General features: G+C 56.2%; 17 protein-coding genes and 1 pseudogene. 11 read left to right on the plus strand and 7 right to left on the minus strand.

The genetic code is table 11. The features are described from left to right. From NP590_RS05550 to NP590_RS05560, 3 genes are all read right to left on the minus strand, one after another. The coding region (locus tag NP590_RS05550; protein ID WP_256601269.1) for a 1-deoxy-D-xylulose-5-phosphate synthase N-terminal domain-containing protein at window positions 1-619 on the minus strand (619 nt) is incomplete at its 3' end. A 53-nt stretch (window positions 620-672) separates the two neighbouring features. Next, window positions 673-1566, minus strand: a complete 894-nt coding sequence (gene ispA, locus NP590_RS05555) for a (2E,6E)-farnesyl diphosphate synthase (protein ID WP_256601270.1) — start codon at window positions 1564-1566, stop codon at window positions 673-675. Then, window positions 1559-1792, minus strand: a complete 234-nt coding sequence (locus NP590_RS05560) for an exodeoxyribonuclease VII small subunit (RefSeq protein WP_256601271.1) — start codon at window positions 1790-1792, stop codon at window positions 1559-1561. Before NP590_RS05560 ends, ispA begins: the two co-directional genes overlap by 8 nt. 72 nt (window positions 1793-1864) lie before the next feature. Between NP590_RS05560 and parE the strand changes: the two genes are divergently transcribed. The 3 genes and pseudogenes from parE to NP590_RS05575 form a co-directional block, all read left to right on the plus strand. After that, window positions 1865-3754: a DNA topoisomerase IV subunit B gene (parE, locus tag NP590_RS05565; RefSeq protein ID WP_256601273.1), complete on the plus strand. Its 1890-nt coding sequence runs from the start codon at window positions 1865-1867 to the stop codon at window positions 3752-3754. A gap of 54 nt (window positions 3755-3808) precedes the next feature. Further along, the gene (locus NP590_RS05570; protein ID WP_256601274.1) at window positions 3809-4648 is read left to right on the plus strand and encodes a CvfB family protein; all 840 of its coding nucleotides are present in this window, start codon (window positions 3809-3811) and stop codon (window positions 4646-4648) included. A gap of 344 nt (window positions 4649-4992) precedes the next feature. Next, window positions 4993-5535, plus strand: a pseudogene (locus tag NP590_RS05575) (DUF3037 domain-containing protein); the annotation flags it as partial. Window positions 5536-5737: 202 nt separating this feature from the next. Here the strand turns inward: NP590_RS05575 and NP590_RS05580 are convergent. Together NP590_RS05580 and NP590_RS05585 are read right to left on the minus strand one after the other, a co-directional pair. Continuing rightward, window positions 5738-7009, minus strand: coding sequence for an autotransporter outer membrane beta-barrel domain-containing protein (locus NP590_RS05580; RefSeq protein WP_256601275.1), 1272 nt, complete (start codon window positions 7007-7009; stop codon window positions 5738-5740). 72 nt (window positions 7010-7081) lie between these two features. Then, the gene (locus tag NP590_RS05585) at window positions 7082-8728 is read right to left on the minus strand and encodes a serine/threonine-protein kinase (protein WP_256601276.1); all 1647 of its coding nucleotides are present in this window, start codon (window positions 8726-8728) and stop codon (window positions 7082-7084) included. A gap of 202 nt (window positions 8729-8930) precedes the next feature. Between NP590_RS05585 and tssJ the strand changes: the two genes are divergently transcribed. The 8 genes from tssJ to tagF all read left to right on the plus strand — a co-directional run bounded on the left by tssJ (window position 8931) and on the right by tagF (window position 22232). Continuing rightward, window positions 8931-9404 carry a type VI secretion system lipoprotein TssJ gene (gene tssJ, locus NP590_RS05590; RefSeq protein ID WP_256601277.1) on the plus strand — a complete coding sequence of 158 codons (474 nt, stop codon included), beginning with the start codon at window positions 8931-8933 and terminating at the stop codon, window positions 9402-9404. Further along, on the plus strand, window positions 9404-10210 hold the full coding sequence (locus NP590_RS05595; RefSeq protein ID WP_256601386.1) for an alpha/beta fold hydrolase: 807 nt from the start codon (window positions 9404-9406) through the stop codon (window positions 10208-10210). The genes tssJ and NP590_RS05595 overlap by 1 nt, the downstream gene beginning before the upstream one ends. 70 nt (window positions 10211-10280) lie before the next feature. After that, the gene (locus NP590_RS05600) at window positions 10281-12563 is read left to right on the plus strand and encodes a caspase family protein (RefSeq protein ID WP_256601278.1); all 2283 of its coding nucleotides are present in this window, start codon (window positions 10281-10283) and stop codon (window positions 12561-12563) included. A 35-nt stretch (window positions 12564-12598) separates the two neighbouring features. After that, a complete protein-coding gene (tagH, locus tag NP590_RS05605; protein WP_256601279.1) occupies window positions 12599-14140 on the plus strand; it encodes a type VI secretion system-associated FHA domain protein TagH in 1542 nt (513 codons plus the stop codon). A gap of 208 nt (window positions 14141-14348) precedes the next feature. Further along, on the plus strand, window positions 14349-15689 hold the full coding sequence (tssK, locus tag NP590_RS05610) for a type VI secretion system baseplate subunit TssK (RefSeq protein WP_256601280.1): 1341 nt from the start codon (window positions 14349-14351) through the stop codon (window positions 15687-15689). Between the two features lie 5 nt (window positions 15690-15694). Next, window positions 15695-17083 (plus strand): type IVB secretion system protein IcmH/DotU, encoded by a 1389-nt coding sequence (icmH, locus tag NP590_RS05615; protein ID WP_256601281.1) that lies wholly within the window; start codon window positions 15695-15697, stop codon window positions 17081-17083. 8 nt (window positions 17084-17091) lie between these two features. Continuing rightward, complete coding sequence (gene tssM / locus NP590_RS05620; RefSeq protein ID WP_256601282.1) at window positions 17092-20637, plus strand: type VI secretion system membrane subunit TssM; 3546 nt, start codon at window positions 17092-17094, stop codon at window positions 20635-20637. Continuing rightward, a complete protein-coding gene (tagF, locus tag NP590_RS05625; protein WP_256601284.1) occupies window positions 20634-22232 on the plus strand; it encodes a type VI secretion system-associated protein TagF in 1599 nt (532 codons plus the stop codon). The genes tssM and tagF overlap by 4 nt, the downstream gene beginning before the upstream one ends. 330 nt (window positions 22233-22562) lie before the next feature. On the opposite strand, the gene NP590_RS05630 is transcribed toward tagF, so the two are convergent. Further along, window positions 22563-24107: a non-canonical purine NTP pyrophosphatase gene (locus tag NP590_RS05630; protein WP_256601285.1), complete on the minus strand. Its 1545-nt coding sequence runs from the start codon at window positions 24105-24107 to the stop codon at window positions 22563-22565. Next, window positions 24100-25071 (minus strand): beta-ribofuranosylaminobenzene 5'-phosphate synthase family protein, encoded by a 972-nt coding sequence (locus NP590_RS05635; protein ID WP_256601287.1) that lies wholly within the window; start codon window positions 25069-25071, stop codon window positions 24100-24102. The genes NP590_RS05630 and NP590_RS05635 overlap by 8 nt, the downstream gene beginning before the upstream one ends. Window positions 25072-25091 lie beyond the last annotated feature (20 nt).

Consider the following 25091-nt stretch of genomic DNA (forward strand, 5'->3'; position numbering starts at 1 on the left):
CTGACGAATACAGTTTGCTGGACAAGACCTTGGTCAGATAATTGTTCATCGCCCCCACCGGCGGCGAGATCGACATGTCGTTGTCGTTCAGGATCACCAACAGGTTGGCATTGACGTCGCCGGCGTGGCTCATCGCCTCGTAGGCCATGCCGCCGGTGATGGAGCCGTCGCCGATGATGGCGACCATTTTCTTGTCTTCGCCGCGCAATTGCGACGCAATCGCCATGCCCAGGGCGGCGCTGATCGAGGTGCTGGAGTGGCCGACCCCGAAGGCGTCGTATTCGCTTTCGTCGCGGGACGGAAACGCCGATACCCCGCCCAGGGTGCGGATGGTCGGCATGCGCTCCTTGCGCCCGGTCAGGATCTTGTGCGGATAGGCTTGATGCCCCACGTCCCAGACCAACTGATCCACCGGGGTGTCGAACACGTAATGCAACGCCACGGTCAGTTCCACCGTGCCCAGACCGGCCGAAAAGTGGCCGCCGGAAATGCTGACGGTATGGGTCAGATACTCCCGCACTTCATCCGCCAGTGCTTTCAACTGGGTCTTGGCCAGCGCTCTGACGTCGGAGGGGCCGTGGATGGTGTCGAGCAAGGGGAAATTTCCTGAAAATGTCATGCTGGTAAAGCTTCCTTTGATCTAGGGTTCGCGCGCGAAGGGGGTGGTCGAAATTAATGCGTGCGCTCGATAATGTACAACGATAGTTCCCGCAACAAATCGGCTTCGCCGCCGAAACCGGCCAGACTCGCAACGGCTTGTTCGTGCAATTCCCGGGCCTTTTGTTTGGCGCCGGCCATGCCGAGCAAGGCCGGATAAGTGGGTTTGTCGTTGTCGACATCCTTGCCTTGGGTTTTGCCCAGTGTGGCGGTGTCGCTTTCCACGTCCAGAATATCGTCCTTGACCTGGAAGGACAGGCCTATGCATTTGGCGTAATGATCCAGATTCTTGGCTGTTACAGGATCCAGGTCCGGCTTGGATAGCGCGGCCATGTTGACGCTGGCGCGGATCAGGGCGCCGGTTTTATGAATGTGCATGTTTTCCAGTTCCGGCAAATTCAATTTGCTGCCCACCGACGCCAGATCGATGGCCTGTCCGCCTACCATGCCTTGCGAGCCGCTGGCTTTTGTTAATGCGGTGATCATCTTTAAACGGGCGCCGGCATCTACCTGAATACCCGGGTCGCTAGCCAATATTTCAAAAGCCAGCGCCTGCAACGCATCGCCCGCCAGTATGGCGGTGGCCTCGTCAAACGCCTTATGGCAAGTGGGCTTGCCGCGGCGCAGATCGTCGTTGTCCATGGCCGGCAAATCGTCGTGGATCAAGGAGTACACGTGAATAAACTCCACCGCGCAGGCGGGGCCGTCCAGCACATCTTCGCTCAAGCCCAGCGTCTGTCCGGTTGCATAGGTCAGCAGCGGGCGGGTGCGTTTGCCGCCGTCCAGTACCGTATAACGCATGGCTTGATGCAGTTTTTGCGGCAGGATGTTTTCGCCGGGCAGACGGGCATCCAAGGCGCGTTCGACTCGGTTTTGGCAGGCAGTCAGGTAGGCTTTTAAGTTACTCATCGTTAAATGGCTCCAGGCTTTGTTGGCCGTTTTTTTCCAATAATATTTGCACTTTTTGTTCGGCGTCCCGCAAGGCTTGCTGGCAAGCGCGGGTCAACTTGATGCCGTGTTCGAAGGATTTCAAGGATTCTTCCAGGGAGAGTTCGCCGCGTTCCATTTGTTCGACCAACTGCTCCAGTTCCCGCATGGCCTCTTCAAATTGGGATGCGTTTTTTCTTCTCGACATATAATGTACAAAACAGTGCTCAAAAAATGACCGAGCATTATAGTATGAATTTACAGCCAATGATGAGTAACAATGAGTAACGAATACAATGCGGCGGCGATCGAAGTCTTGAGCGGTCTCGATCCCGTGCGTAAACGTCCGGGGATGTATACCGATACCACCCGCCCTAACCATCTGGTGCAGGAAGTGGTGGATAACAGTGTCGACGAAGCCTTGGCCGGGCATGCCGACAGCATAGAGGTCACCTTATATAAAGACGGCTCGGTCAGAGTGGTCGACAACGGTCGCGGCATGCCGGTGGACATGCATCCGGAGCAGGGCATTCCCGGCGTGGAAGTGATCCTGACCCAGTTGCACGCCGGCGGTAAGTTTTCCAACAAGAATTATCAATTCTCCGGCGGCTTGCACGGCGTGGGGGTGTCGGTGGTCAACGCGCTGTCCGAGAAGCTGCTGGTCGAGATCAAGCGCGGCGGCGGGGTATATCAAATGCAGTTTGCCGGCGGCGACAAGGCCGGCGAACTGCAACAAACCGGTACGGTGGGTAAAAACAATACCGGCACCAGCGTGCATTTCTGGCCGGACGGCAAATATTTCGATTCGAACCGGGTGTCGGTATCCAAGCTCAAGCATGTATTGCGGGCCAAGGCGGTACTGTGTCCGGGCCTGAAAATCGGGCTGAATTCGGAATTGAGCGACGAACAATTCGAATGGTGTTACCAAAACGGCCTGCAAGAATATTTGCTGGACAGGGTTGGCGACGCCGAGATATTTCCGCAGCCGCCGTTCATGGCCAACATGGTTGCCAGCAACGAGGCGGTGGAGTGGGGCATAGTCTGGACGCCGGACAGTCTGGCGGAAACCATCGCCGAGAGTTATGTGAATCTGGTGCCTACCGCCCAAGGCGGCACCCACGTCAACGGCCTGCGGGCCGGTTTGACCGAGGCGATGCGCGAGTTTTGCGATATCCGTAACCTGTTGCCGCGCGGGGTCAAAATCGCTCCGGAAGACGTTTGGGAAAGCTGCCATTTCGTGTTGTCGGTAAAGCTGGAAGATCCGCAATTTTCCGGTCAAACCAAGGAGCGCTTGAGTTCGCGCGAATGCGTGACCTTCGTTTCCGGTGTCGCCAAGGATACCTTCAGTCTGTGGCTTAACCAGCATCCGCAGGAAGGGGAGAAAATCGCCGAGATCATTCTGCTTAGCGCGCAAAAACGCCTCAAGGCCGGCAAGAAAATCGTCCGCAAGAAAATCACCAGCGGCCCTGCCCTGCCCGGCAAACTGGCCGATTGCTCCGGTCAGGATCTCAGCCGCACCGAACTGTTTCTGGTGGAAGGCGATTCGGCCGGCGGCTCGGCCAAGCAGGCCCGCGACCGCGAATTCCAAGCCATCATGCCGTTAAGAGGGAAAATTCTGAATACCTGGGAGGTCGATTCCGGCGAGGTGATGGCCTCGCAGGAAGTACACGACATCGCGGTGGCGTTGGGCATAGAGCCGGACAGCAGCGACTTGCAAAACCTGCGCTACGGCAAAATTTGCATCCTGGCCGACGCCGACTCGGATGGCAATCATATCGCCACCCTGATCTGCGCCTTGTTTTACCGACACTTCAAAGCCTTGGTCAAGGCGGGCCATGTGTTCGTGGCCATGCCGCCGCTGTACCGGATCGATGTCGGCAAAAAGGTGTTTTATGCCTTGGACGAATCGGAACGCCTGGGTGTGCTGGCGCGCATAGAGGCCGAAAAACTCTCCGGCAAAGTCAATATCCAGCGTTTCAAGGGGTTGGGGGAAATGAATCCCTCGCAATTGCGCGAAACCACCATGAATCCCGACACTCGGCGCTTGGTGCAATTGACCATCGCGGAAAACGACGAGACCTTCGAACGCATGGATTTATTGCTGGCCAAAAAACGCGCCGGCGACCGCAAAAGTTGGCTGGAAGACAAGGGTAATTTGGCGGAGGTTTGATGCCGGTAGGCTGATACTTTCGCAACGACGCATTCATCTTTACTACGGAACATCATGATAGAACTCGGCAGACTCAACACGCTGACCATTACTGACAAGCGCGACCGGCAATTGTATCTGGATGGCGGCGAACTGGGCGAAATCGCCCTTGCGGATAAGGAGGTCGACGGCCAAGTGGGCGATAGCCTGCAAGTGTTTGTGTATATCGACGGCAAAAATCAGACCATCGCGACGACGCAAATACCCAAGGCCCAGGTCGACGAGGTGGCTTGGTTGAAGGTCGTGTCGTTGAGCCACGCCGGCGCCTTTCTGGACTGGGGTTTGCCCAAGGATTTGCTGCTGCCGTTCAGCGAGCAAAAGGGCAAAATGGTGGAGGGCCGCTCTGTGCTGGTGCGTTTGTTTCTGGACGAACATAACCGCATCGCCGCGTCGATGTTGCTGGACGACTTTATCCGGGACGAGGCGTTTTATCACAAGGATGGCCAAGCGGTGACGCTGATTATCGCCGAGGAAACCGAATTGGGCTTTAAAGCTGTGGTGGACCACAAATATTGGGGTGTTTTGTATAAAAACGAAATTTTCCAACCCCTGCAACGCGGTCAGGTATTGAGCGGATTTATCAAAAAGGTACGTCCGGACCGCAAGCTGGATTTGATGCTGAGCCAGGAAAAATACGGGCAAAAAGTCGACGCAACATCCGACAAAATTCTGGCTGTTTTGGCGAAACACGGCGGCTACATCGGCTTGACCGACAAGAGTCCGCCGGAGATGATTTACGACACATTTGCCGTGAGCAAAAAAGTGTTCAAACAAGCGATCGGCGGTTTATACAAACAGCGTCGGATTGTGATTGAAGACAAAGGCATTCGGCTGGTCGACAAAGCGGCCGGGTAATGGCGGATTTTTGAGCGCATAAAACGGGGGATATTCGGGCGGATGTTGATTGCAAATATTACAACTGCGTTGTAGCAAAGCCTCATTACAATCCATTCATAAATCGGAGCTTGATGCTGGAGGCGAGGGTAACTTGAAAGCTTTGACTTGCTGCGCCGCTCAATCAGTCGGGTCGGACAGCAGTCATTGGAAAATTGAACGTCGATCGTTGGTTATCGACCCATTTCAGACATCCGTCACATGGGCTTTATTGGCGACAATAGAATGCATACCTGTCGATCAAGGTAGCATCAGTGCTTGATTGCAAGACCTGACCCTGTCCCCCTGACCCTGGCCCCCTATTCGCCGAGATCATCCGGCCACGCGAAACCATCATCAAATTCAGCGAGCCACGGGCCATTTTGGCCGACGACTTGAAGGAAACGCTAGCGGAGCTTTACGGGCATTATGTCGAACGCTCTTTCGTGACTCGGGAATATCAGGAAACAGTGCTGGAACGGGGCATGCGCAAATGGCTTTACAAGGCCGGGATTGTCGAACGCTTTGAGCGCGCCGAGCTGGGCAATGACGAGTACCACGTGACCTTCCCCTTTGTTGAGCAGCGCAAGGATCATGCGGTAAAGGCTATCAAGCCGCTGCACCTCGGCCATAACCAGACTACCAAGATTATTGAGCACGGCGGCCAATGGCTATTGCGGATCAATCAGCTACGCAAGCGAAAAAAATTGCCGGACAGCGTATTGTTTGCCGTCCAGGGGCCTCAAGAAGATGGCCCGAAAGGCAATGCCTACCGAGAAATTGTAGGGGGGCTGCAAGAAGCCGGAGCGACCGTGCTTCCGTATGCGGACAAAGATAGCATTTTGGCTTTTGCAGTTGCTAATTCCTAAAGCATCTCAGGTTAAGATATACCCTGATACTCTTGCCTGTTGTAAGGTACGGGTTTGCGGTTTCCCGCAGTCTTCCATGGGAACTCATGCCGTACCTTGAAGTTGGTACACGTTTCCACGCCGAAGCGTGGGAACGAAAAGAGAGAAGATACCCAAAAAAGGGCGCTTGGCGCCCTTTTTTGTAGTTTGCGAGGATAGGTGCTTAAAATTCCAGTCTGGCGCCCAACATTAACTTGTTGCTGTTGATGCTGGTATAGCTTTGCAGGGTTTCATAGGCTAAAAATGCCGAGACGCCGCCGGCAAATACACTGGAAACTTCCGCGCCGAAGGTGTAGTAGTCGCGGCTGGGGCCGTCGCTGGTCATAACGAAACTCTGGCCGCTGGGATCGGCGATAAAACCGGCCTCGATTTGACGCGCGCCGTCCATGAATTGGTGATGCCATTCGCCGCGCAACTGCGGAATCAGAACGCCCCAGGGGAAACTCAAAGCATAACTGGTTTGGATGCCCAGTGTCGAAGTCAAGGATTCTATGGCCTGTTTGCCGAATCTGACGGCGAATACGCTGCCGGACTCGCTGTAAGCGTCTATATCCAGATTGGAATATTCGCCGCGCGCATAGGGTGCGACGGTCAGGGCATCGAAAATGAAATCGTAGCCGCCGCCCCAGCTAAAGGCATATTGACCGCCGTTCGGTTTGGCCTTGGCAACGGAGTTTGCGCCCAGGAAGCTGATGTTGCGGGTGGTGTCGTAGCTGAAGCCGCCGTAGGAAGCCGTGGCGTTGACATGGGCCGCATCGGTAATGTTGTAGGAGGTGTACAGCATGCCGGTGTAACTGTCGTTGACCGTTTCGCCGCGATTGCCGTTAAAGCTGGCGTTGTTGTGGCGATAGGAGAATGAGCCGCCGGCCACCCAGTTGTCTTTCAGGCGATAATCGGCGCCGAAGACGAAATTATGGTTGTCGAATTCGAAGCCGGGCTGGCTGAAAGTCAGGTCGCGCGAACCGAAATCGCTGTCGATTTTGGCCCAGAAGTTCAACGGCGGAAAGTCGCTGTCGCCGGAGCCGCCGCCGCGTTTCTTTTGATTCAAACCGAAATAATTGGCGGGCCGGCCAATCTTGCCGCCGTTGGTACGGGTGGCCATCGAGCCCATGGCGGTGATTTGATCCGGAGTGACGTTTTGCACCAAGTTTGGGTCGCAGTTTGATGAGGACACCAAGTATTGAAAATAGTCGGAAAAGCTCCCTTCGAATTGACTTGGAATGGAAGTATTAAAACCACTAAACGCGCTGGAGTTCTGAAACAGGCTGGTCAAGGCGTCTATCGTGGTCGATTGATTGGCATTGAAGCACTCGGCCGAAACCTGGCCCGTTGCCAATAACGCGGACAGGCTCCAGCACAATCGCGTCAGCTGGGACTTAGGCTTGGGTGAGACGTTTGGGCATTTGCCGCCCTGAGCGGATATGGACTTAAACATTTGAAATCTCCAAAAAACTTTGGACCGATTATAGTCGATGTTGCGAATTTTTGAATGTTTGTTGTGAATAAGTCACTGGCTGGCTCTGAGCTTTTCCCTCAGGCTGAGCAAACCCTTATGAGTAGGATAAGCCTCCAGACCGTCCTGGACCCTTTTCAAGGCCGTGGAGCGGTCGTTTCTTTCATAAGCTTCCCAGGCTTGCTGTTCAAGGGTGTCGGCGATGCCGATAATACCGTTGGCGGCGGCCTTGTTGTAAGGGTCTATTTTCAAAGCTTCCCGATAGGCCCACAAAGCGTTGCTGCCGGTTGGGGCCGTCAGGTAGCCGACATCGGCGTGAATGCCGGCCAATTCCAGCAGATCCTTGATTTTTTGTTGTTGTTCCGGCGACAGTTGCACGTTGACCTTGGGGGCTTCCACTATCTTGGGCGGGGCGATCATGCTCAAATAAATATTGGCGGCAAACAAGCCAACGGCGAAAACGCCCGTGCCCCATAAACCATAGAACACCGTGGAGCGCGGCCCCAGGGCGGATAAAAATGCATCCACGGTTTTGGTGCGCTGGGCCTGCTCGAATGCCAAGGCTTTCTGCAAGCCCTTGAATTGCCGGCGGGATAATTTGGCAACCGGTTTGACCTGCAAATTCACTTCCTGGGCTTTTTCGGCGGACAGTCGCCCGAAAGGATGCTTGCCGGTCAACAGCTCGTAACTGACGCAAGCCAGGGCGTAAATGTCGTCGCGCGGATCCGGATCGCTGTTTTGCAATTGTTCCAGCGAGGCATAGGCCGGCGTATAAGCGCCCAGCGAGCGGGCGTTGAAAACCGTGGCATCCTGATGGTCCTTGTCGCCGCGGCCGATGGCGCAGGCGATGCCGAAATCCAGCACCCTGACCTCGTCGCTGTTGTCGATGAATACGTTGCCGGGTTTGAAGTCCGAATGCACGATGCTCTTTTTATGTGCATGCCGCAAGGCGTCCGCCATCGCGTGTATGATGGGCCAGGCCTGTTTGAACGGCATGCCCTCCGGGTGTTCCTTGATCAGGTGGCTGAGCGGTTTACCTTCAAGATACTCCATCGACATGAAGACGTGGCCGCCGTCCCGGTCGAAATCGTAAACCTTGATGATGTTGGGGTGGGACAGGGTTTGCGCGCGCTTGGTTTCGCGCTGCAGCGAGACCAGCGCCATGGGGTTGGCCTGGAAATCCTGGTTCAGCACTTTCAACGCCACATAGGGCTCCTTGTCCTGCGCCTCGATTTTGCGCAAATCGGTGGCCTTGAACACCATGCCCATGCCGCCCACGCCCAGCAACTGTTGCAACACGAAACGATTTTTCAGCGTGCTGCCGACCGTCAACTCCTCGTGGGGGTGGGTCTCCCGCAGGCCGCTCAGCAACGATTCGGTGTCCATGACGGTGGGAGGCGCGGTGGCCGTGCGCGCATCCTGTATCAGCGTGGCTTGCTCGCCGCGCGGGGCGGCGGAGGGAACGACGGTTACCTGCCTCGCGGGCGGAGCGATGTGGGTTTTGTCGCTGAGCTCCGCGTCCAATGCGGCATAATTTTGCGGCGACAGGCGCCCGGCCTGGAATTCGGCGTCCAGGCAGCGTTTTGCTTCCGCCAACGTGGGTTCGGCCGCCTGTCCCGTCCGGCGGGCGATTTGCAATAATTCGTCAAAACTGATGCTCGACAGCTGAAAAGCTTTTAATGCCTGGTCAAATGAGTTCATGATGTCGCGGTATGATGATGTTTGCCTGATTTTAGCCGAAACCCCGACTTGCTGTCGTCCGGCGAGTTCGGTTGAAGGCGCTGCCCGCTGTCGGCCTTAAAAATTCGGGAGTTTGCGCCGCTACAGAATTGTCCGGTTGGCGAATCTGCGCTGGCTGGTCCACAATGGCGGCGGTAAATTTTTATTCGATAAGGACATAAACATGAAACGACTTTTATCCTTGGTTTTGTTGACTGCCTTGCTGCCGGGCTGCGCCGGCGACCCGCCGCTACCGCCTCCGCCTCCACCGCCCACCATCGTCAATCTGCTGATCGAAACGTCTACTGATTTAAATGCGGACGTCAACGGCAATGGCGCGCCGGTCATGTTGCGGATCTTCGAATTGCGCGAGCAAAGCAATTTCAATTCCGCCGATTTTTTCGCCATATTCAACGACGAAAAAGCCACCTTGGCGGCCGATCTGGCCCGCAAGCAGGAACTGCTGCTGCAGCCCGGCGAAACAAAAAGCCTGATGCTGACTCCCGCCGACGATGTGCAAGCCATCGGCCTGTTTGCGGGTTTTCGGCAATTGGATACCGCGCAATGGCGGACAGGGCTGGAGTTGAAGGCGCATCAAACTCAAAATTTGCAAATCAGATTGAAAAATAACCAGTTGACGGTGGAAGCCGCAAATTGATGCCGTTTTTCCGCCATTTGGCCTGCGCGGGTTTGTCATTGGCTGTTACGGCTTGCGCTTCGCCGGCGGCAAAACTGCATCAGCGGGCCGAACAGTTGGGCTTGCAAACGCTGGAACTGCCGGGTGGGTCTTATCGCTTGACGGCTTTTTACCGGCCCGGGCAGGCAAACGAGCGGATTTTGCACGTCTACCTGGAGGGCGACGGCAGGCCTTGGCTGCGGGGGCAATGGCCGGCCGCCGACCCCACCACGCATGCGTCCTTGATGTTGCCGTTGTTGGCTTTGGATACCAAACCGGCTCTATATCTGGGGCGGCCATGCTATAACGGTCATGCGACGGATCCCGGCTGCGAAGCCAGCTTGTGGACTTCGGCCCGTTACGGCGCGACGGTGGTAAGTGCCATGGCGGATGCACTGGCAAGCTTTTGCGAAAGTCATGCGTTCAAGCGCATCGTGTTGCTCGGGCATAGCGGCGGCGGCAGTCTGGCCATGCTGTTGGCCGCCCGCCTGCCGCAAACCGCGTTGATCGTTACCTTGGCGGGCAATTACGACATCGACGCCTGGGCCGATTATCACCATTACTCGCGTCTGGATGATTCGCTCAATCCAGCCGGACAAGCCGAGACCGGCTTGCCGGAATGGCATTTTCTGGCGGAACGGGACCGAACGGTGCCGCCGGAATTGTTTTTCAGCGCGCTGCGGCGGCGAGCGCGGGCACATGTCGAAGTCGTGCCGGGCCTTGAGCATCATGAGGGCTGGCTGGAGCAGTGGCCGCAAATATTGAACAGGATTGCGGAAATGCGTTAGGCATTTGTCGCTATGGTGGTTTTCTGCTATTTTCGATGCAGGTTTTTGAACACAACAACAAGGCGGCCGTATGTCTGTAAAGCTTTTTAAAGCGCGTAAACTGGTGCTGGCGATTTCCACCGTTTTATTGGCGTCCTGTGCCCATGAAGCCAGTAAGGAAGAAATGGCCAAGGCCACCGAAGGCTTTGTGATTCAAGACACCAATAAACTGTTTGTGGTGGATTGTTTATTGCCCGGACAGGTGCGGAAACTGGGTTCGCAAATGACTTATCTGACCGCAAGGCGACCGATACGCACCACGGCGGCCGATTGCGAAGTGCGCGGCGGCGAATATGTGGCCTACGACCGCGCCAATTATGCCAGCGCCCTGAACATCTGGCTGCCCAAGGCCCAGGAAGGCGACGCGGCGGCGCAATTGTATGTTGGGGAAATTTTCGAAAAAGGCCTGGGCGAAAAAGCCGACTATCAGGCGGCGGCGCAATGGTACGAAAAGGCCGCCAATCAAGGCAATTTTCAAGCCCAGTTGAATTTGGGGCATTTGTACGAAAAAGGCCTGGGCGTGCCGCAAAACAAGGAAACCGCCATGCGCTGGTACCGTAAATCCGCCGGTCTGGATGAAGCAGGTCTGCAATACACGCCGGCGGTTGACGCGCAAGCCCTCGGCGCCGTTAGCCGCGATGCCGGAAATGAATTGGCCGCGTTGCGCGAGGAAGTGGCCGAATCTCGCCGGGAAGCCGAACAATTGCGTCAGCAATTGCGCAATACCCGCCAGGAGGCCCTGGATCAGCAGGAAAGTCTGCGCAAGGCCCAGGATGAATTGGAAGCCTTGCGCAACAAATTGCAGCAGCAAAAATCCGAAAGTCCGGCCGGTTCCAGCGAAGTATCCGCCCTGGAGATGCAGCTAAGGGAAAAGCAGGCGGAATTAAAAAGCCAGCAAGCCAAACTGGGCGCCTTGACCAAAACCCTCGGCGAGGAACGTAAACGTATGCAGCGGGAATTGCAAAGCGCCCGGCAGCAAAAAACCGTGGACAAAGCGGCGGATAGCGCCAGCAACGAATTGGAAAACCGCCTCAACCAACAGATTGAAACCTATCAAAACCAGTCGGCGGAATTGACCCGCTGGCTGACGTCCGGCAAGAATTTGGACAGAAACCAAATCGATGCCCGCAAGTCCTCGTTGCAACAACAGGCGCGAGAAATCGCCAGCCTGAAGGAAAAATTGGAACAAAAACAACCCACCCAACTGGCATCCGCCGGCAACGGGCCCAACATAGAGTTGTTGGAACCCGCCGTTACCGTGACCCGGGGCATTCCCAGCATTCAATTCGGTTCCGGCGAGGCCAGTAAGCGTCTGGTCGGACGCATCGATACCAAGGCGGGGTTGACGCAATTGTTGCTCAACGATAAGCCGCTGACGGTGGATGCCAATGGTCAATTCGAAACCGATCTGGCCTTGCAGGGCAAGGAAACCGTGGTGCGGCTGGTCGCAACCGATAAAAGCAATCAAAGCAGCGATTTAAGCCTGCGCCTGCTGGCGTCCGAAAACGGCGAACAGGCCGCTTATGCCAACAGCGGCAATGCCGCCCAAACCCGTCAGGTCGGCAATATCCAGTTTGGCAAATTTTATGCTTTGATCATAGGTAACAACGATTACAAAGCCTATCCAAGTCTGCAAACCCCGGTTACCGATGCCAAAAGCCTGGAAGTGTTGCTGCGCGAACGTTACGGCTTCAAAACCAAAATATTGCTGAACGCCAATCGCCACGCCATCATGTCGGCGTTGAACGAAATGAATCAGAAACTCACCGAGCAGGACAATCTGCTGATTTATTATGCCGGCCACGGCGAAATCGACCAGAAGTCCCAAAGCGCCTACTGGTTGCCGGTGGACTCGGAAGCCGGCAATACCGCCAACTGGATTTCCAGCCAAAGCATCACCGAATATTTAAGCATCATGCCGGCCAAACACATCATGGTGGTGGCGGACTCCTGTTATTCCGGCGCCCTGACCGGTTCGGCGGTGGCGCGTTTGCCGGACGGCATGGACGAGGCCAAGCGCGAACGCTGGCTCAAGGCCATGAACAGCCGCAAGGCTCGCACCGTTCTGACTTCCGGCGGCGTCAAGCCGGTCATGGACCAGGGCGGCGGCAGCCACTCTGTGTTCGCCAACGCCTTTTTAAAAGTGCTGCGCGGCAATAAGCGGGTGATAGAGGATTACGACATTTTCCGGGACGTCGCCAATCAGGTAAGAGTCTCCGCTTCCAAGGTCGGTTTCGAACAAACGCCGCAATATGCGCCGCTGCAACATGCCGGCCATGAAGGCAGTCCTTTCTTTTTTGTCCCCGAGGCTTGATGGCAATGATGTGCATTGCGCGGCAGGTTTGAAGCATGGTGTTGATTCTCAGAGTCCTGAGCTATAAGGGCTTGCCGTCCGCTCAACCCATCAGTGCCCAGTTCGACGCCCAAGGCGGCTCGATTGGCCGGGCGCCCAACAATCATCTGGTGTTGCCGGACCCGGATAAATTCATTTCCCGCCTGCATGCCAGCATCCATTTCGAGGCCGGCCGCTATTTTATCGAAGACAGCAGTACCGGCGGCACCTTTCTCAACGATAGCGACGTTCCATTGCAGCAAGGCCGGGCGCCGTTGTCGGACGGGGAAAAAGTCCGCATAGGCGAATACGAATTGCTGGTGACATTGTCCGAGTCCGCCACGGCGGGCTTTGCCGTCAGCATAGAACAACCCGTGCGGCAACTGGATCTGGCCCAAAACAGCGTGCTGGACGGCCCTTTCGCTTCCGCGCCGCCGCCAGCCAAGGCGGATTTTTTTTCCAGTTTTGTCGAGCAATCCGAATCTTCGGTCTTTCACCAAAGTTTTACCCCGCCGCAAATTGCCGAAACGCCCACGCACGCGGCGGTGGACGAGCTGGATTTCGGCGATCTGTTGTCCAAGCTGGATGAATTGCCGGGAAGCCCGGCTCCCGCCGTCCATGCCCAGCCGCTCGATTTGCCGCCCTTGCCGGCGGATTTTTTCGCCGATGAGCCTGTCGCCACGGAGCCGGAAATTCCGGTCACTCCGGTCACTCCGGTCACTCCGGTCACTCCGGTCACTCCGGTCACTCCGGTCACTCCGGTCACTCCGGTCACCGAGGCGGCAGCGCCCTGGCCGTCGTTTGGCGAAACTCCGGCGGAGTTGCCGCCGCTGGCGCCGTTCGACATGCCGGAACCCGCGCCGGCGGTTTTTTCGCCGCCGCCCGTCGAGCCGGTTTTTTCGCCGATTCAGGAAGACGTTCGCACGGCGGCCGAGCCGACGCGGGTTGCGCCGCAGCCGGCGCAAGCGGTAGCCACGGTTACCGAAGAGCAATTATTGCGCGAATTTTTGGCCGGGGCCGGCGTGGGCGACCCGCATTTTCTCCCGCCCGAACAATGGCCGGCCTTGATGAGAACTTCCGGCGAGTTGTTGCGCGGCATGGTGCAGGGTTTGATGCAGGTGCTGCGGGCCAGGGCGGAATTGAAAAGCCAGTTTCGGGTTTCGGTGACCACCATGCGATCGGTGGATAACAACCCGCTCAAATTCACCCCGAATGTCGACGATGCCATCAAGTTGATCCTGGCGCCCACCAATCCCGGGTTTTTGCCGCCCAAACAAGCTGTCAGCGAAGGATTCAACGACATCATGAACCACCAGATCGCCATGACCGCCGGCATACAAGCCGCCTTGGCGGAAATATTGCGCAGCTTCGATCCGCAGCTGATAGAAAGGACCCAGACGGAAGGCGTGATGTTTCAGAAAAAGGCCAAGTGCTGGGAGTATTACGTCGAAAAATATCCGCAACTCAAGGCGGTTGCTCAGGAAGAGTTTTTTGGTGACGCATTTGCCGACGCCTATGAAAAACAGATGCTGTTACTTAGCCGCTCGGCAAAAAATTAGCCTTCCGTTTGGCGCATGCCGGCCGATGTGAATCGACTGCGTAACGGTAGGTTTTGGCAATGAGGGCAAAACGCCTGAAACAGCTGAGTCGGTCGGCGAAATAATCGAGCAACCAGAGCGGCCCGCGTATTGGGTTGTGCCGCGGAAAATACCGCGCGGAATAATTAAAATTAACAAACTCCATTGCCCACGGGCTTGAGAAGAAAAAATGTCGGAAAATAATCGGGTAGTCTGGTCTGAGGGGATGTTTCTCCGCCCTCAGCATTTTCAACAGCATGATCGCTACATCGAAAGCCTGGCGCGTGGCCTGTCGCAGGGCGTCGTAAGTTACTTGTGGGGGTTTTCCCGTCTCAAGCTGGACCAAACCTGTCTGGCCATCGGTAAAGTCGGGCTGAGCGAATGCGCGGGGGTATTTCAGGACGGCACGCCCTTCAATCTGCCGCAGGACGACGATTTGCCGCTGCCCTTGGCGGTGCCGGAGAACGAGAAAGCCAGCGTGGTCTATCTGGCGCTGCCATTGCGCCGTTCAGACGCCGTTGAAGTGGATAGCGAATCCTATCCCGACAACATGGCCCGCTATCATTTGAGCGAACGGCAGGCGCGCGACCACAACAGCGGCGCGGACGGCCGTTACGAGGTGCAGATCGGTAGTCTGCGGCCGCGCCTGATGTGCGAAAGCCAGGAGCGCTCCGGTTACGTCTGTCTGGGCGTGGCGCGCATCATCGAAGTGCGGGCCGATAAAACCGTGATTCTGGACGAACAATACATTCCGCCGGCGGTGCATTGCGCCAGCGCCGGCATCCTGGCCGGCTTTGCCCGCGAGTTGCAAGGCCTGTTTCACACCCGCGGCGAGGCCTTGGCGGCCCGGGTGGCCGGCAGCGGGCAGGGCGGCGGCGTGGCGGAAATCGCCGATTTCATGTTGCTGCAAATGATCAACCGCTATCAACCCCTGCTGGCGCATTTGGCGGTTGCGGCCGCCATGCATCCGGAAGCCTTCTTTCAATTATGCCTACAGTTGGCCGGCGAGTTATCGACGTTTTACCGGCCCGGCAAGCGGCCGCTGGCCTTTCCCGATTACAAACACGACGACCTGAAATTCAGCTTCATACCCTTGATCGACGAATTGCGCGGTCTGCTGAGCATGGTGCTGGAACAGAACGCGGTGCAATTGCCGCTGGCGGAAGTCAAACCGGGGGTTTACGTGGCCAAGCGGCCGGAGCTGAATCTGTTGGAAGGCGCCATCTTCGTGTTGGCGGCCAAGGCGCAAGTCTCGTCGGAACTGATACGCTCGCATTTTCCGCCGCAAGTCAAAATCGGCCCGGTCGAAGATATCCAGACATTGGTTCGTTCGGCCTTGCCGGGTATCAATATTCAGGCCTTGCCGGTGGCGCCCCGGCAAATTCCCTACCACGCCGGCTATTCGTATTTCGAACTGAACAAGCAAAGCGAACTGTGGGGCAAAATGCCTGTTTCCGGCGGCTTTGCCATTCACATCGGCGGCAGTTTCCCGGAACTGGAGCTCGAGTTTTGGGCCATTAGAAAAGGTTGACAGTCATGAGTGAAAACGATCCCTTCGGACCTTTCGGCGACGATGACCGCACCGTGATCCGGCCCACGCCGGGTGGACGGCGTCCCGCTCCGGCGCCCGCGCAACCGGCGCCGGTTTTCAGCGCGCCTCCCGCGCAGCCCGCGCCTGCGTCCGCGTTCACTCCGCCTCCCCAGCCCGCTGCCGCGCCGATGCCGGGCTTCAATCCGTCGGCGCCGCTAACCCTGCCGAGCACGGAGTTTCAACAGAACCCCATGGTGGCGGCGGCATTGTCGATGATTTCGTTGGCCAGTCGCTTGCGCCAGACAGCGGTTTATCCGGCGGTGGACGAATTGCGCCAGCGTTTGTCGGCCGAAGTCAGCGGCTTCGAAAATAAATTGTTGCAGACCGGTATCAGCGCCGATCATGTGCGCATGGCCAGTTATGCGCTGTGCAGTTTCCTGGACGAAACCATACTCAACACGCCCTGGGGTTCGCAAAGCAATTGGGGGCACCAAAGTCTGTTGATTTCCTTTCACAAGGAGGCCTGGGGCGGCGAAAAGTTTTTCGACATCATCGGCTTGTTGGTGAAGCAGCCGGCGCAAAATCTGCATTTGATCGAGCTGGCTTATCTGTTTCTGAGCTTGGGCTTTCAAGGCAAATTCCGGATTTTGGCCAACGGCCTGAACGAACTGGAAAAATACCGCTTGGAGCTTTATCAGCTGATTCAGCGGGTGAAGGGCGATTACGAACGCGAACTGTCGCCGCGCTGGCGGGGCTTGCGCGACGTACGCAATGCCTTGGTGCGTTACGTGCCGCTGTGGGTGGTCGGCGCGGTATTGGGCGTGGCCTTGATTCTGGTTTATATCGGCTTTGTGCTGGCTTTGAATGCCCGTTCGGACCAACTGTTTGCCGAATTGTTCGGGCTGGCCAAACAGCCGGTGGAAATGGCCCAGGCCGCCGTCGCGATACCGGCACCGGTGCCGAAACCGCCCGTTCCGGATCGCCGCGAACGCTTCAAACAGCTTTTGGCCAACGAGATTGCCGCCAATATGGTGGAAGTGGTGGACGACCGACTGCTGCGGGTGCGTAATTCCTTCGGTTCCGGCAGCGACCAGCTCAAGCCCGAATTCGAGCCCATGCTGAAAAAAATCGCCGACGAATTGGTGGCCGGCAACGACAGGCTGCTGGTGACCGGCCATTCCGATAACGTACCCATCCGTTCGGCCCGTTTCCCGTCCAATTGGCATTTATCCACCGCCAGGGCCAAATCGGTCGCCGACGATATGATGAAAATCGCGCCGCCGCTGCAAGGCAAAATCCGTTCGGAAGGGCGGGCCGACAGCGAAGGCTTGGTGCCTAACGATACTCCCGAGCACAAAGCGATCAATCGCCGCGTCGATTTACTGATTCAATGAGAGCATAAATGGGCAAGCTGAAAGCATTTTTTACCAATAAATGGGTGATTCAGTTTCTGGGTTTGCTGGCCTTCGGCATCCTGATCTGGCTGGCCGGACCCTTGATTGCCATTGCCGGCAACGCACCGCTGGAGTCGGAATTGGTCAGGATTCTGGTGATCGCGGCCTTGTTCGTGTTTTGGGTGATTTACCGGCTGATCATGCAGATCAGGGCCGGCAACACCGAAAAACAGCTGGTCGAACAGTTGGTTGCCAACGATGCCGACCAGATAGCCATGGCCTCCGCCGACGAAGTCGATATGCTGCGCAAGGGCTTCGAGGAAGCCTTGACGATATTGAAGCAATCGCGCACGGAAGCCAAATCCGGCGGCCAGTTTATCTATCAATTACCCTGGTACGCCATTATCGGCGCGCCGGGTTCCGGCAAGACCACCGCCCTGATTAATTCCGGCCTGCATTTTCCCTTGGCGGAAAAGCTCGGCAAACACGCGGTCAAGGGCGTCAGCGGTACCCGTAACTGCGACTGGTGGTTTGCCGACGATGCGGTGTTTCTGGATACCGCCGGCCGCTACACCACGCAGGAAAGCCATCAGGCGGTGGATGCGGCCGGCTGGGCCGGGTTTTTAAACCTGATCAAAAAACACCGGCCCTTGCGGCCCTTGAACGGCGTCATCGTCGCCACCAGCGTTTCCGACCTGTTGCAGCAGTCCGAGCAGGAGCGGGCCGAGCATGCCAAGGCCGTCCGCGCCCGTATCAATGAGTTGTATCAACAGTTGGGCGTGCGCCTGCCGGTGTATTTGTTGTTCACCAAGGCCGATCTGGTGGCCGGTTTCAGCGATTTTTTCGCCGATTTCAGCGCGGAAGCCCGCGCCCAGGTCTGGGGGGAAACCTTTTCCGCCACCACCTTGCAGGGTGACCACGACTTGGTGGTGCAATTCGGCGAGGCTTATGCCGAGTTGCTGCAACGCCTGCAAATGCGCACATTGGGACGTATTCAGGATGAGCGGGACATGCAGCGGCGGGCGGCTATCCTGGATTTTCCGCAGCAGATGGCCTTGTTAAAACCGGCCATGCTGGATTTTCTGCGAGCTACCTTCGCGGTCAACCGCTATGAACAGGCCGTGTTGTTGCGCGGGGTGTATTTCACCAGCGGCACTCAGGAAGGCACGCCGATCGACCGTGTGCTGGGGATTCTGGCCGGCGCCTTCCGCCTGGACAGGCAGACGGCCCCGATGTACAGCGGCCAGGGTAAAAGTTTTTTCCTGACCCGTTTGCTGAAGGATGTATTGTTTCCGGAAGCCGAACTGGCCGGGCAAGACCCCAAACTGGCCAAACGCACGCGCTTGTTGCAAATAGCCGCATACGTCGGTTCCGGACTGTTGTTTTTACTGGTGATCGGATTGTGGACTGCCAGTTATTTCAATAACCAGACCATGCTGGATAAAGTGGAGGCGCAAATTGCCCAATACCACGCCATCAAAACCAGCGCTATCGATACGCAAGGCAATTTCAATGCCTTGCTGCCGCGCCTAAACATTTTGCTGGCCATCCGCGGGGTTTATGACGATAGCGGCATCATGTCCGGCTGGGGGCTGTCGCAAGCGGACAAGATTCAGGCCGCCGCCGGCCATGCTTACGAGCAGCTGTTGCGCAATTATTTTTTGCCCGCCATTCAGATGCGTTTGAAAGAACGCATGCAGGGGCCGGAAGCCAATAATCTGGACGTGCTGTATCAGCTGCTGAAAGTGTATTTGATGTTCAATCAAACCGACAAACTCGATCCGGCCACCGCCATGGCCTGGATACGCGCGGATTGGGACAGGCAGTACGCCACCGACCCGGAAAGCCTGGGCCAACTGGTGCGGCATTTGGATAACCTGCTCAAGTTGCAACTGGATCCGATGCAGATCGATGAGGGTTTTGTCGGCGGCGTGCGGAATAAACTCACCCAGGTACCTTTGATCGGGCAGATTTACTCCCGTTTCAAAACCGAAGCCTTAGTCGATCAAAGCCGCGACTTTAAACTGGGCAAGGCCTTGGGGCCGGACGTCACGCGGGTGTTCGTGCTGGCCGACGGCAAGGACGTGGCCGCTTATACCATACCGGGCGTTTTCACGGCATACGGCTACACCGAACTGTTTTTGAAAAAAAGCCGAGATTTCGTCAAGGATGCGGTAGAGCAAAATTGGGTGTTGGGTAGCGAGGGCAAGGCCGACCTTTTGCAAATCCAGCAATTGCACGGCGAATTGAAGAAGTTGTATTTAAACGAATACCAGGCGGCCTGGTCGGATTTGCTGGGCAAATTGAAATTGCAAACGGCTGTGTCGACCAATCAGACCGCGCAAATTCTGGATATTTTGTCCCGCCCGGATGGGCCGTTAAATGCCTTGCTGGTCGCCATCGATCAGAATACTTCGCTAAGCCGCTTGAGCAAGCAAGTCAGCGACGCCTTGGCCAATGTTGCCGGCAAGGCGCTGGCGGCGGCGGGCGGTGCCGGCAGTCAGGCGCTGGCCTTGGCTCAGGATGCGGCGGGTCTGGATTCCGGACCCGATCCGGTACAGGCGGTGGAAGACAGGTTCGAACCCTTGCGCAACTTGGTGGCCGGCGGCCCCGACAAGCCCACGGCCTTGGAACCGGTATTGCAGCAATTGAAAAGCCTGCGCGATTACTTTTTGCAACTCAGCAGCGCCAACACCGGCGGTCAAGCTCTGCAAAACCAGGCCAATCTGTTCAGCGGCGGCGGCATGGACGTGCTGAAACAGGCGCAATTGGAGTTTGCCCGCTTACCGGAGCCCTTGAAAAGTTGGTTTCAAATCATAGTCAGTAGCGGCGGCCAAAAACTGACCTCGGCGGCCAAGGGCCAATTGAGCGAAATGGTGAAAACCGGGGTGGCGTCACCTTGCAAAGCGGCCTTAAACGGGCGCTACCCATTTTCCAGTGCGTCGACGCAGGACGTTTTGCTGGCCGACTTCGCCAAACTGTTTGCTCCGGCCGGTTTGATCGACCAGTTTTTTCAAGCCAATTTAAAAGCTTTCGTCGATACCACCAAGCCGGTGTGGACGGAAATGGCCGCCGAAAAGCCGTTGGGTTTGGCGCAGGCCTCTATCCGCCAGTTTCAAACCGCCGCCAAAATACGCGATGCCTTTTTCGCGGTCGGTAGCATGCCGCAAGTGCAATTCGAACTAAAACCGCAATTGCTGGATAACACGGTCGGTACTTTTCGCTTGCAGGTGGAAGGCCAGGAAGCGGTGTATCGGCACGGCCCGGAACAATCCATCAGCATGAAATGGCCGGGCCCGAATCCCAGCCAGGGCGTGCGTATCGTGTTCGAAACCTTGGACGGTCGGCAAGTCAGCCGCGGCAAGGAAGGCACCTGGGCGTTTTTTCGCTTGCTGGATGAAGCTACCATCGTGCAGGGTAACGCGCCGGAACAATTTACCCTGACCTTCAAACTGCAAGGCATGAGCGCCAGCTACCAACTGCGGGCGGCTAGCGTCAACAATCCGTTCAATCTGCGGGAGCTGCAAAGTTTCCGCTGCCCGGATGCGTTGTGAGTAGGCCGGATTTCGCGGCCGGCTTTTACGGCAAATTACCCAGCCATGGCGACTTTTTATCGAGGCGCTTGCCGCGCCAGTTCATCGAGCCCTGGGACCAGTGGTTGCAGGGCGGCATAGCCGCCAGCCGAGAGCAACTGAACGCCGCTTGGCTGGATACCTTCCTGTTCAGTCCGATCTGGCAATTCGGTCTGGCTCCCGGGCTGTGCGGCGAAGATGCCTGGGCCGGCGTGTTGATGCCCAGCGTCGACAAGGTCGGCCGCTACTTTCCGTTGACGCTGGCGGCCAAAATTCAGTCACGGCAGCTGATGGACTTGTTTGCTCCGGATTGCGGCTGGTTTGAGGCCTTGTCCGAATTGGCGCTATCCTCGCTGGAATACCAATTCGACTTGCAGCGTTTCGACGCCGATCTGGAACGGCTGTGTTTGCACGATTTTTTACCCGGGCAGCCGGCGGAAAGCCAAACCTTACGCTTGTTGCCCGGCTCCGCCAAACTGGCGATTCAATTCCAACTAAACGGTCACGCTCAAACCCCGCTGGCTTTTGCGGAATTGGGCGATATGTTGAAAGAGCGCTTTTTGGCCGGTAGCAGCATGTGGCGCTCGTCAGAGGGCGAGGAGGAGAAATCCAGTCTGTTACTATGCGAGGGTTTGCCGCCTTCGGACGCATACGTGGGGTTTTTGAATGGTCAATGGCCCCGGCATGGCTGGCAATTTTCCAGCGCCAAGATCAGGCGGGAACAGGCGACGGTCGAAGCGCGGACCGCGCCGAGCAAGCCGCCCGAAGCGAAACCGGAATCCGCGAACGACTCGGTCGCCGGGTCGGGCAATGTCGACCCGGCCGCCTACTTTAAAATTCTCGAAGCAGCCTTGCAGGCCCAAACCAGACCCAGGCAAAGTTTCGGCTTAAGCGTGGTGGGCTTGCGGCGCAAGCTGAATGAAGACGCTATCCTGGTGCGCAACGATGCCGGACTGTGGGCGGTTGCCGACGGCATGGGCGGCCATAGCGCCGGCGATGTGGCGAGTCAGGCTTTGGTGGCGGCCTTGGCCGAAATTGCGCCGGTTGAAGACCTGGAGCATTACAGCTCGCAGGTGGCCGCCAGTCTACAAACCGTCAATCGACGGCTGTTGGAGTTGGCCAGACAACGCGGCAGCGCCAGCATCATAGGCAGCACGATAGTGGTGTTGTTGGTTGCCGGCAATCAGTTCGCTTATTTGTGGGCCGGCGACAGCCGCCTGTACCGCTATCGCCAAGCTACCCTAAAGCAATTGACGCTGGATCATTCCCTGTATAACGAGGCCGTCAGCCAGGGCTTGTTGCCGGAAGACGGCAGCCTGGAAGCCGGGCGGGGTAATGTCATCACTCGCGCCGTGGGGGCCGATACCCAATTGCATCTGGACTGGGGGCAGGGCGAGATATGTCCGGGCGATTTATTTATCCTGTCCAGCGACGGCCTGGACAAGGAATTATCCCATGACGACATCGCCGCTTTTTGCGGCGAGGGCACGGTCGAGAGCATCACCCGTAACCTGATCGATGAAGCTGAGCGCCGGGGCGGGCGGGATAATATCTCGGTGATTGCCGTCAGGGTATAAATGCCGGCGAGCGGCGCGTCATCGGCAAGCCATGATCTTCATTTGGTCGAGCCGGGCATAATCCGTTGCACCGGTCCATCGAAGTTGCTTTGGCTAATTGTAAATGGGCGTTGGAGCTAACTTCCCGAAAAATTTTACGGTTTGGTGCGGTAAGGTGTGGCTATTTTGTTACACCCTATTGTCGCCGGATAAAATATTTAATTTGCGGAGAGAGGAAAAGACCGACGCGTTGTCCTTCGGAATTTGGGTGCGATTGGCTTGTGTAATAGCGCATGTCGAAGTCAATATCCCTCCGATTTCGCTAGTGCCAATCGGAGCGTACTGAGATCGTTATAATAATTTCGCCTTCCCTAGCCCGGTATTGGACAAGCGATATTTGCGCTTGCCGTCGATTAGTTTTATTTCGTAATACGGATAAAAACGTTGGTTGAAATAACGGCTGACATTGTTTTTGCTGCGTTGCCGATCGGTAGGTAGGTTGCTGTTAATCAGGTGGGCAATTTCGGTGGTTGTGAAATAAGTCCGGCTAGGGTATTCCCCCAATAAAGCTTTCAGAATCAATTTTTCGAGTTCTCCGGCGTTTAATGGATGCCTTGGATTGTCTTTCGGATACGGCCAATCCTGAAGATGCCGATCCGCAAATGCGTTGAAGAATTTTTCTTTGCTGCCTTCGTTTTTGAATAAGTCCGACTGCAAAATCCGGGCTAAATCATCAAGCCCCATCGCCAACTGTTGTGAATCCCGTTTATCGAAGCGTCCTTTCGTCTCTGGCGACGTTTCACGCCCCCGAAGCAACGAACGCTGAAATCGAATCGAAGGCTGAGCGTCGATATATACCGGCACAATGGGTTGGTGGCCGGCATAGTGCTCTTGAAGCCAGGTCAACTCCTCTGGCGAGCGGAAGCCGGTAACCACGGCAGCTAGTGGTTGACTGGATTCGATGTCTTCCAATACTTGTTCGGCGACGATTTCAGGCTGATCTTTCAGAGCTTGCTCGGCAAAATCGCCGATAGGCACCGTCGAACTGACGCCGTGGCGCTGGTAATAGCTGCGGTACATGAAATCGCTGGCTTCGATGTGGTAATAACCGTAGCTGTCGGCCAAATGCTCGGCCAACGTAGTCTTGCCGGCGCAAGAAGGGCCGCAAATGACGAACAAGGGCGCGGAGGCCTCAAGCTGATATTGTTTGGGTGCCGTATAGCGTTTTCGGATTTCACCCCGGTTTTCTAAAAAACCGAGCATTTCCTGGAAAGAACGGGAACGAAAATCGTGCTTATCGGCTTCTTCGATTGGCAACAAACTAATCGGGTCTTGGCACCCCTCCGGTACAAACCATTTATTGAACGTTTTGTTATCCAGCCACGGATAAAGCAGATTGGTTTTGAAATCCTGCTCATACTCGACAACGTTGCCGAAACTGAAACTGGTAAATATTCGGTAGCTATCGTTCGAATCTTTCGGTCGCAACTCCGGCGGCAAATGCAAAACCAAATCGGAACGTACCCGGCAGCGCCGGTCGTTACCCAGATTCCGTATGGTTTCGTCCAACTGGGCAAATTGAGTTTCCTTCATCCAGTATTTGACGTCCAAGCCGGGTATTTCCCGCTCTTTGCTCAATGCCTCAATGATGACTGAAGTGTCCTCGAGAAAAAACAGTTTCTGCTCGTTCTCAGAGACGAAACGTTTCCAGCGTTGCAAGGCGTCTTGATAACTGCGCTCAATCAATTCCGCGCGGTCGTAAATGCGCGGCTCTTCGTAATTGGCGCCAAAAGTCTTTTCGCGAAAGCCGACGATGCGCACGGCGTAATCCCGGCAAAGATAACGCGCGTGAGCCAGTTTGATCGGGTTGGACGTGAAAAAAACGATTTCAACCATAAATGATTTCCCGGCCGCTATTGTCCGGGCGCGTGACCAGCCAATCGCAATCCGGCCGCATCTCTCGCATTTTGGAAACGACGCTGTTCACGTCGTCGGCCAGAAAAAACAAGCTCGGCCCCAAGCTGGACATGCCGACCGCATCGGCGCCCGCCGCATAAATGGTCTTTTCAAGTTCGAACAATGCTTCTCCGTATTCCCGGCGTTCCGCCAGTTTCCAGGCGCAGTTTTGCACGGCTTTCAAAGCGGTACAGAACGCCGCGCGGTCGGCTTCGCGCAGAGCGGCATATAACCCGAACAAGGTGTGGTAAACAGTTTCGTAAACCTTGTCGGCCGGTAACGGGCATGTGCGCTGGAAAAATTCGCGTTCCTCGGCTTGGGTTTTATGCTCAATCGCCGCCGGCATGCAGATGCCGAATTCCCAATCCGGCATCGGGCCTTGGTCGAGCAGTAAAGGCGCGGATTTGCTGCCGTTCAGATGCGACGGCGAGAACGGACTGCCATCAACCTTGCGGCCCAGATCGAACACATAACCGCCGGAAAAATAAGTGTGGATGCCGACGCCCGACGTGCCGCCGCGTCCGGATGCGTGCACCAGTTCGGCTGGCGATATTTCGGAGCCGTTGAGAATATGCAAAGCTTCCAGGCAGGCGAGGGTTAATGCGGTACCAGAACCGAAGCCGGCGTGGGGACTCATGTTGCCACTGATGGAAATCTCCAAGGATTGCTTCATCCGACGTTTTGTTTGTTCCGCCCGAATTATTGTTTTTAATTGCTCCAATTCCGTTGAATTTGCCGGTCTTGGTCGAATATCATTAATAGAGCAAGAATTGGCTATAGAAAAATAACATTCGCAAGTAGGTTCACTAATTGAAAATCCTAATCCACCATTTACGCGATAGCCGCTCTCTTGAAGCGAAAGTAAAGTTAAATGAATACGAGGAGATGGAAAAATTCGTATCATATTTTATTAAAAGATTTAAT

The sequence above is a fragment of the Methylomonas subterranea genome (assembly GCF_024505185.1).
GTDB classification, from domain to species: Bacteria; Pseudomonadota; Gammaproteobacteria; order Methylococcales; family Methylomonadaceae; genus Methylomonas; species Methylomonas subterranea.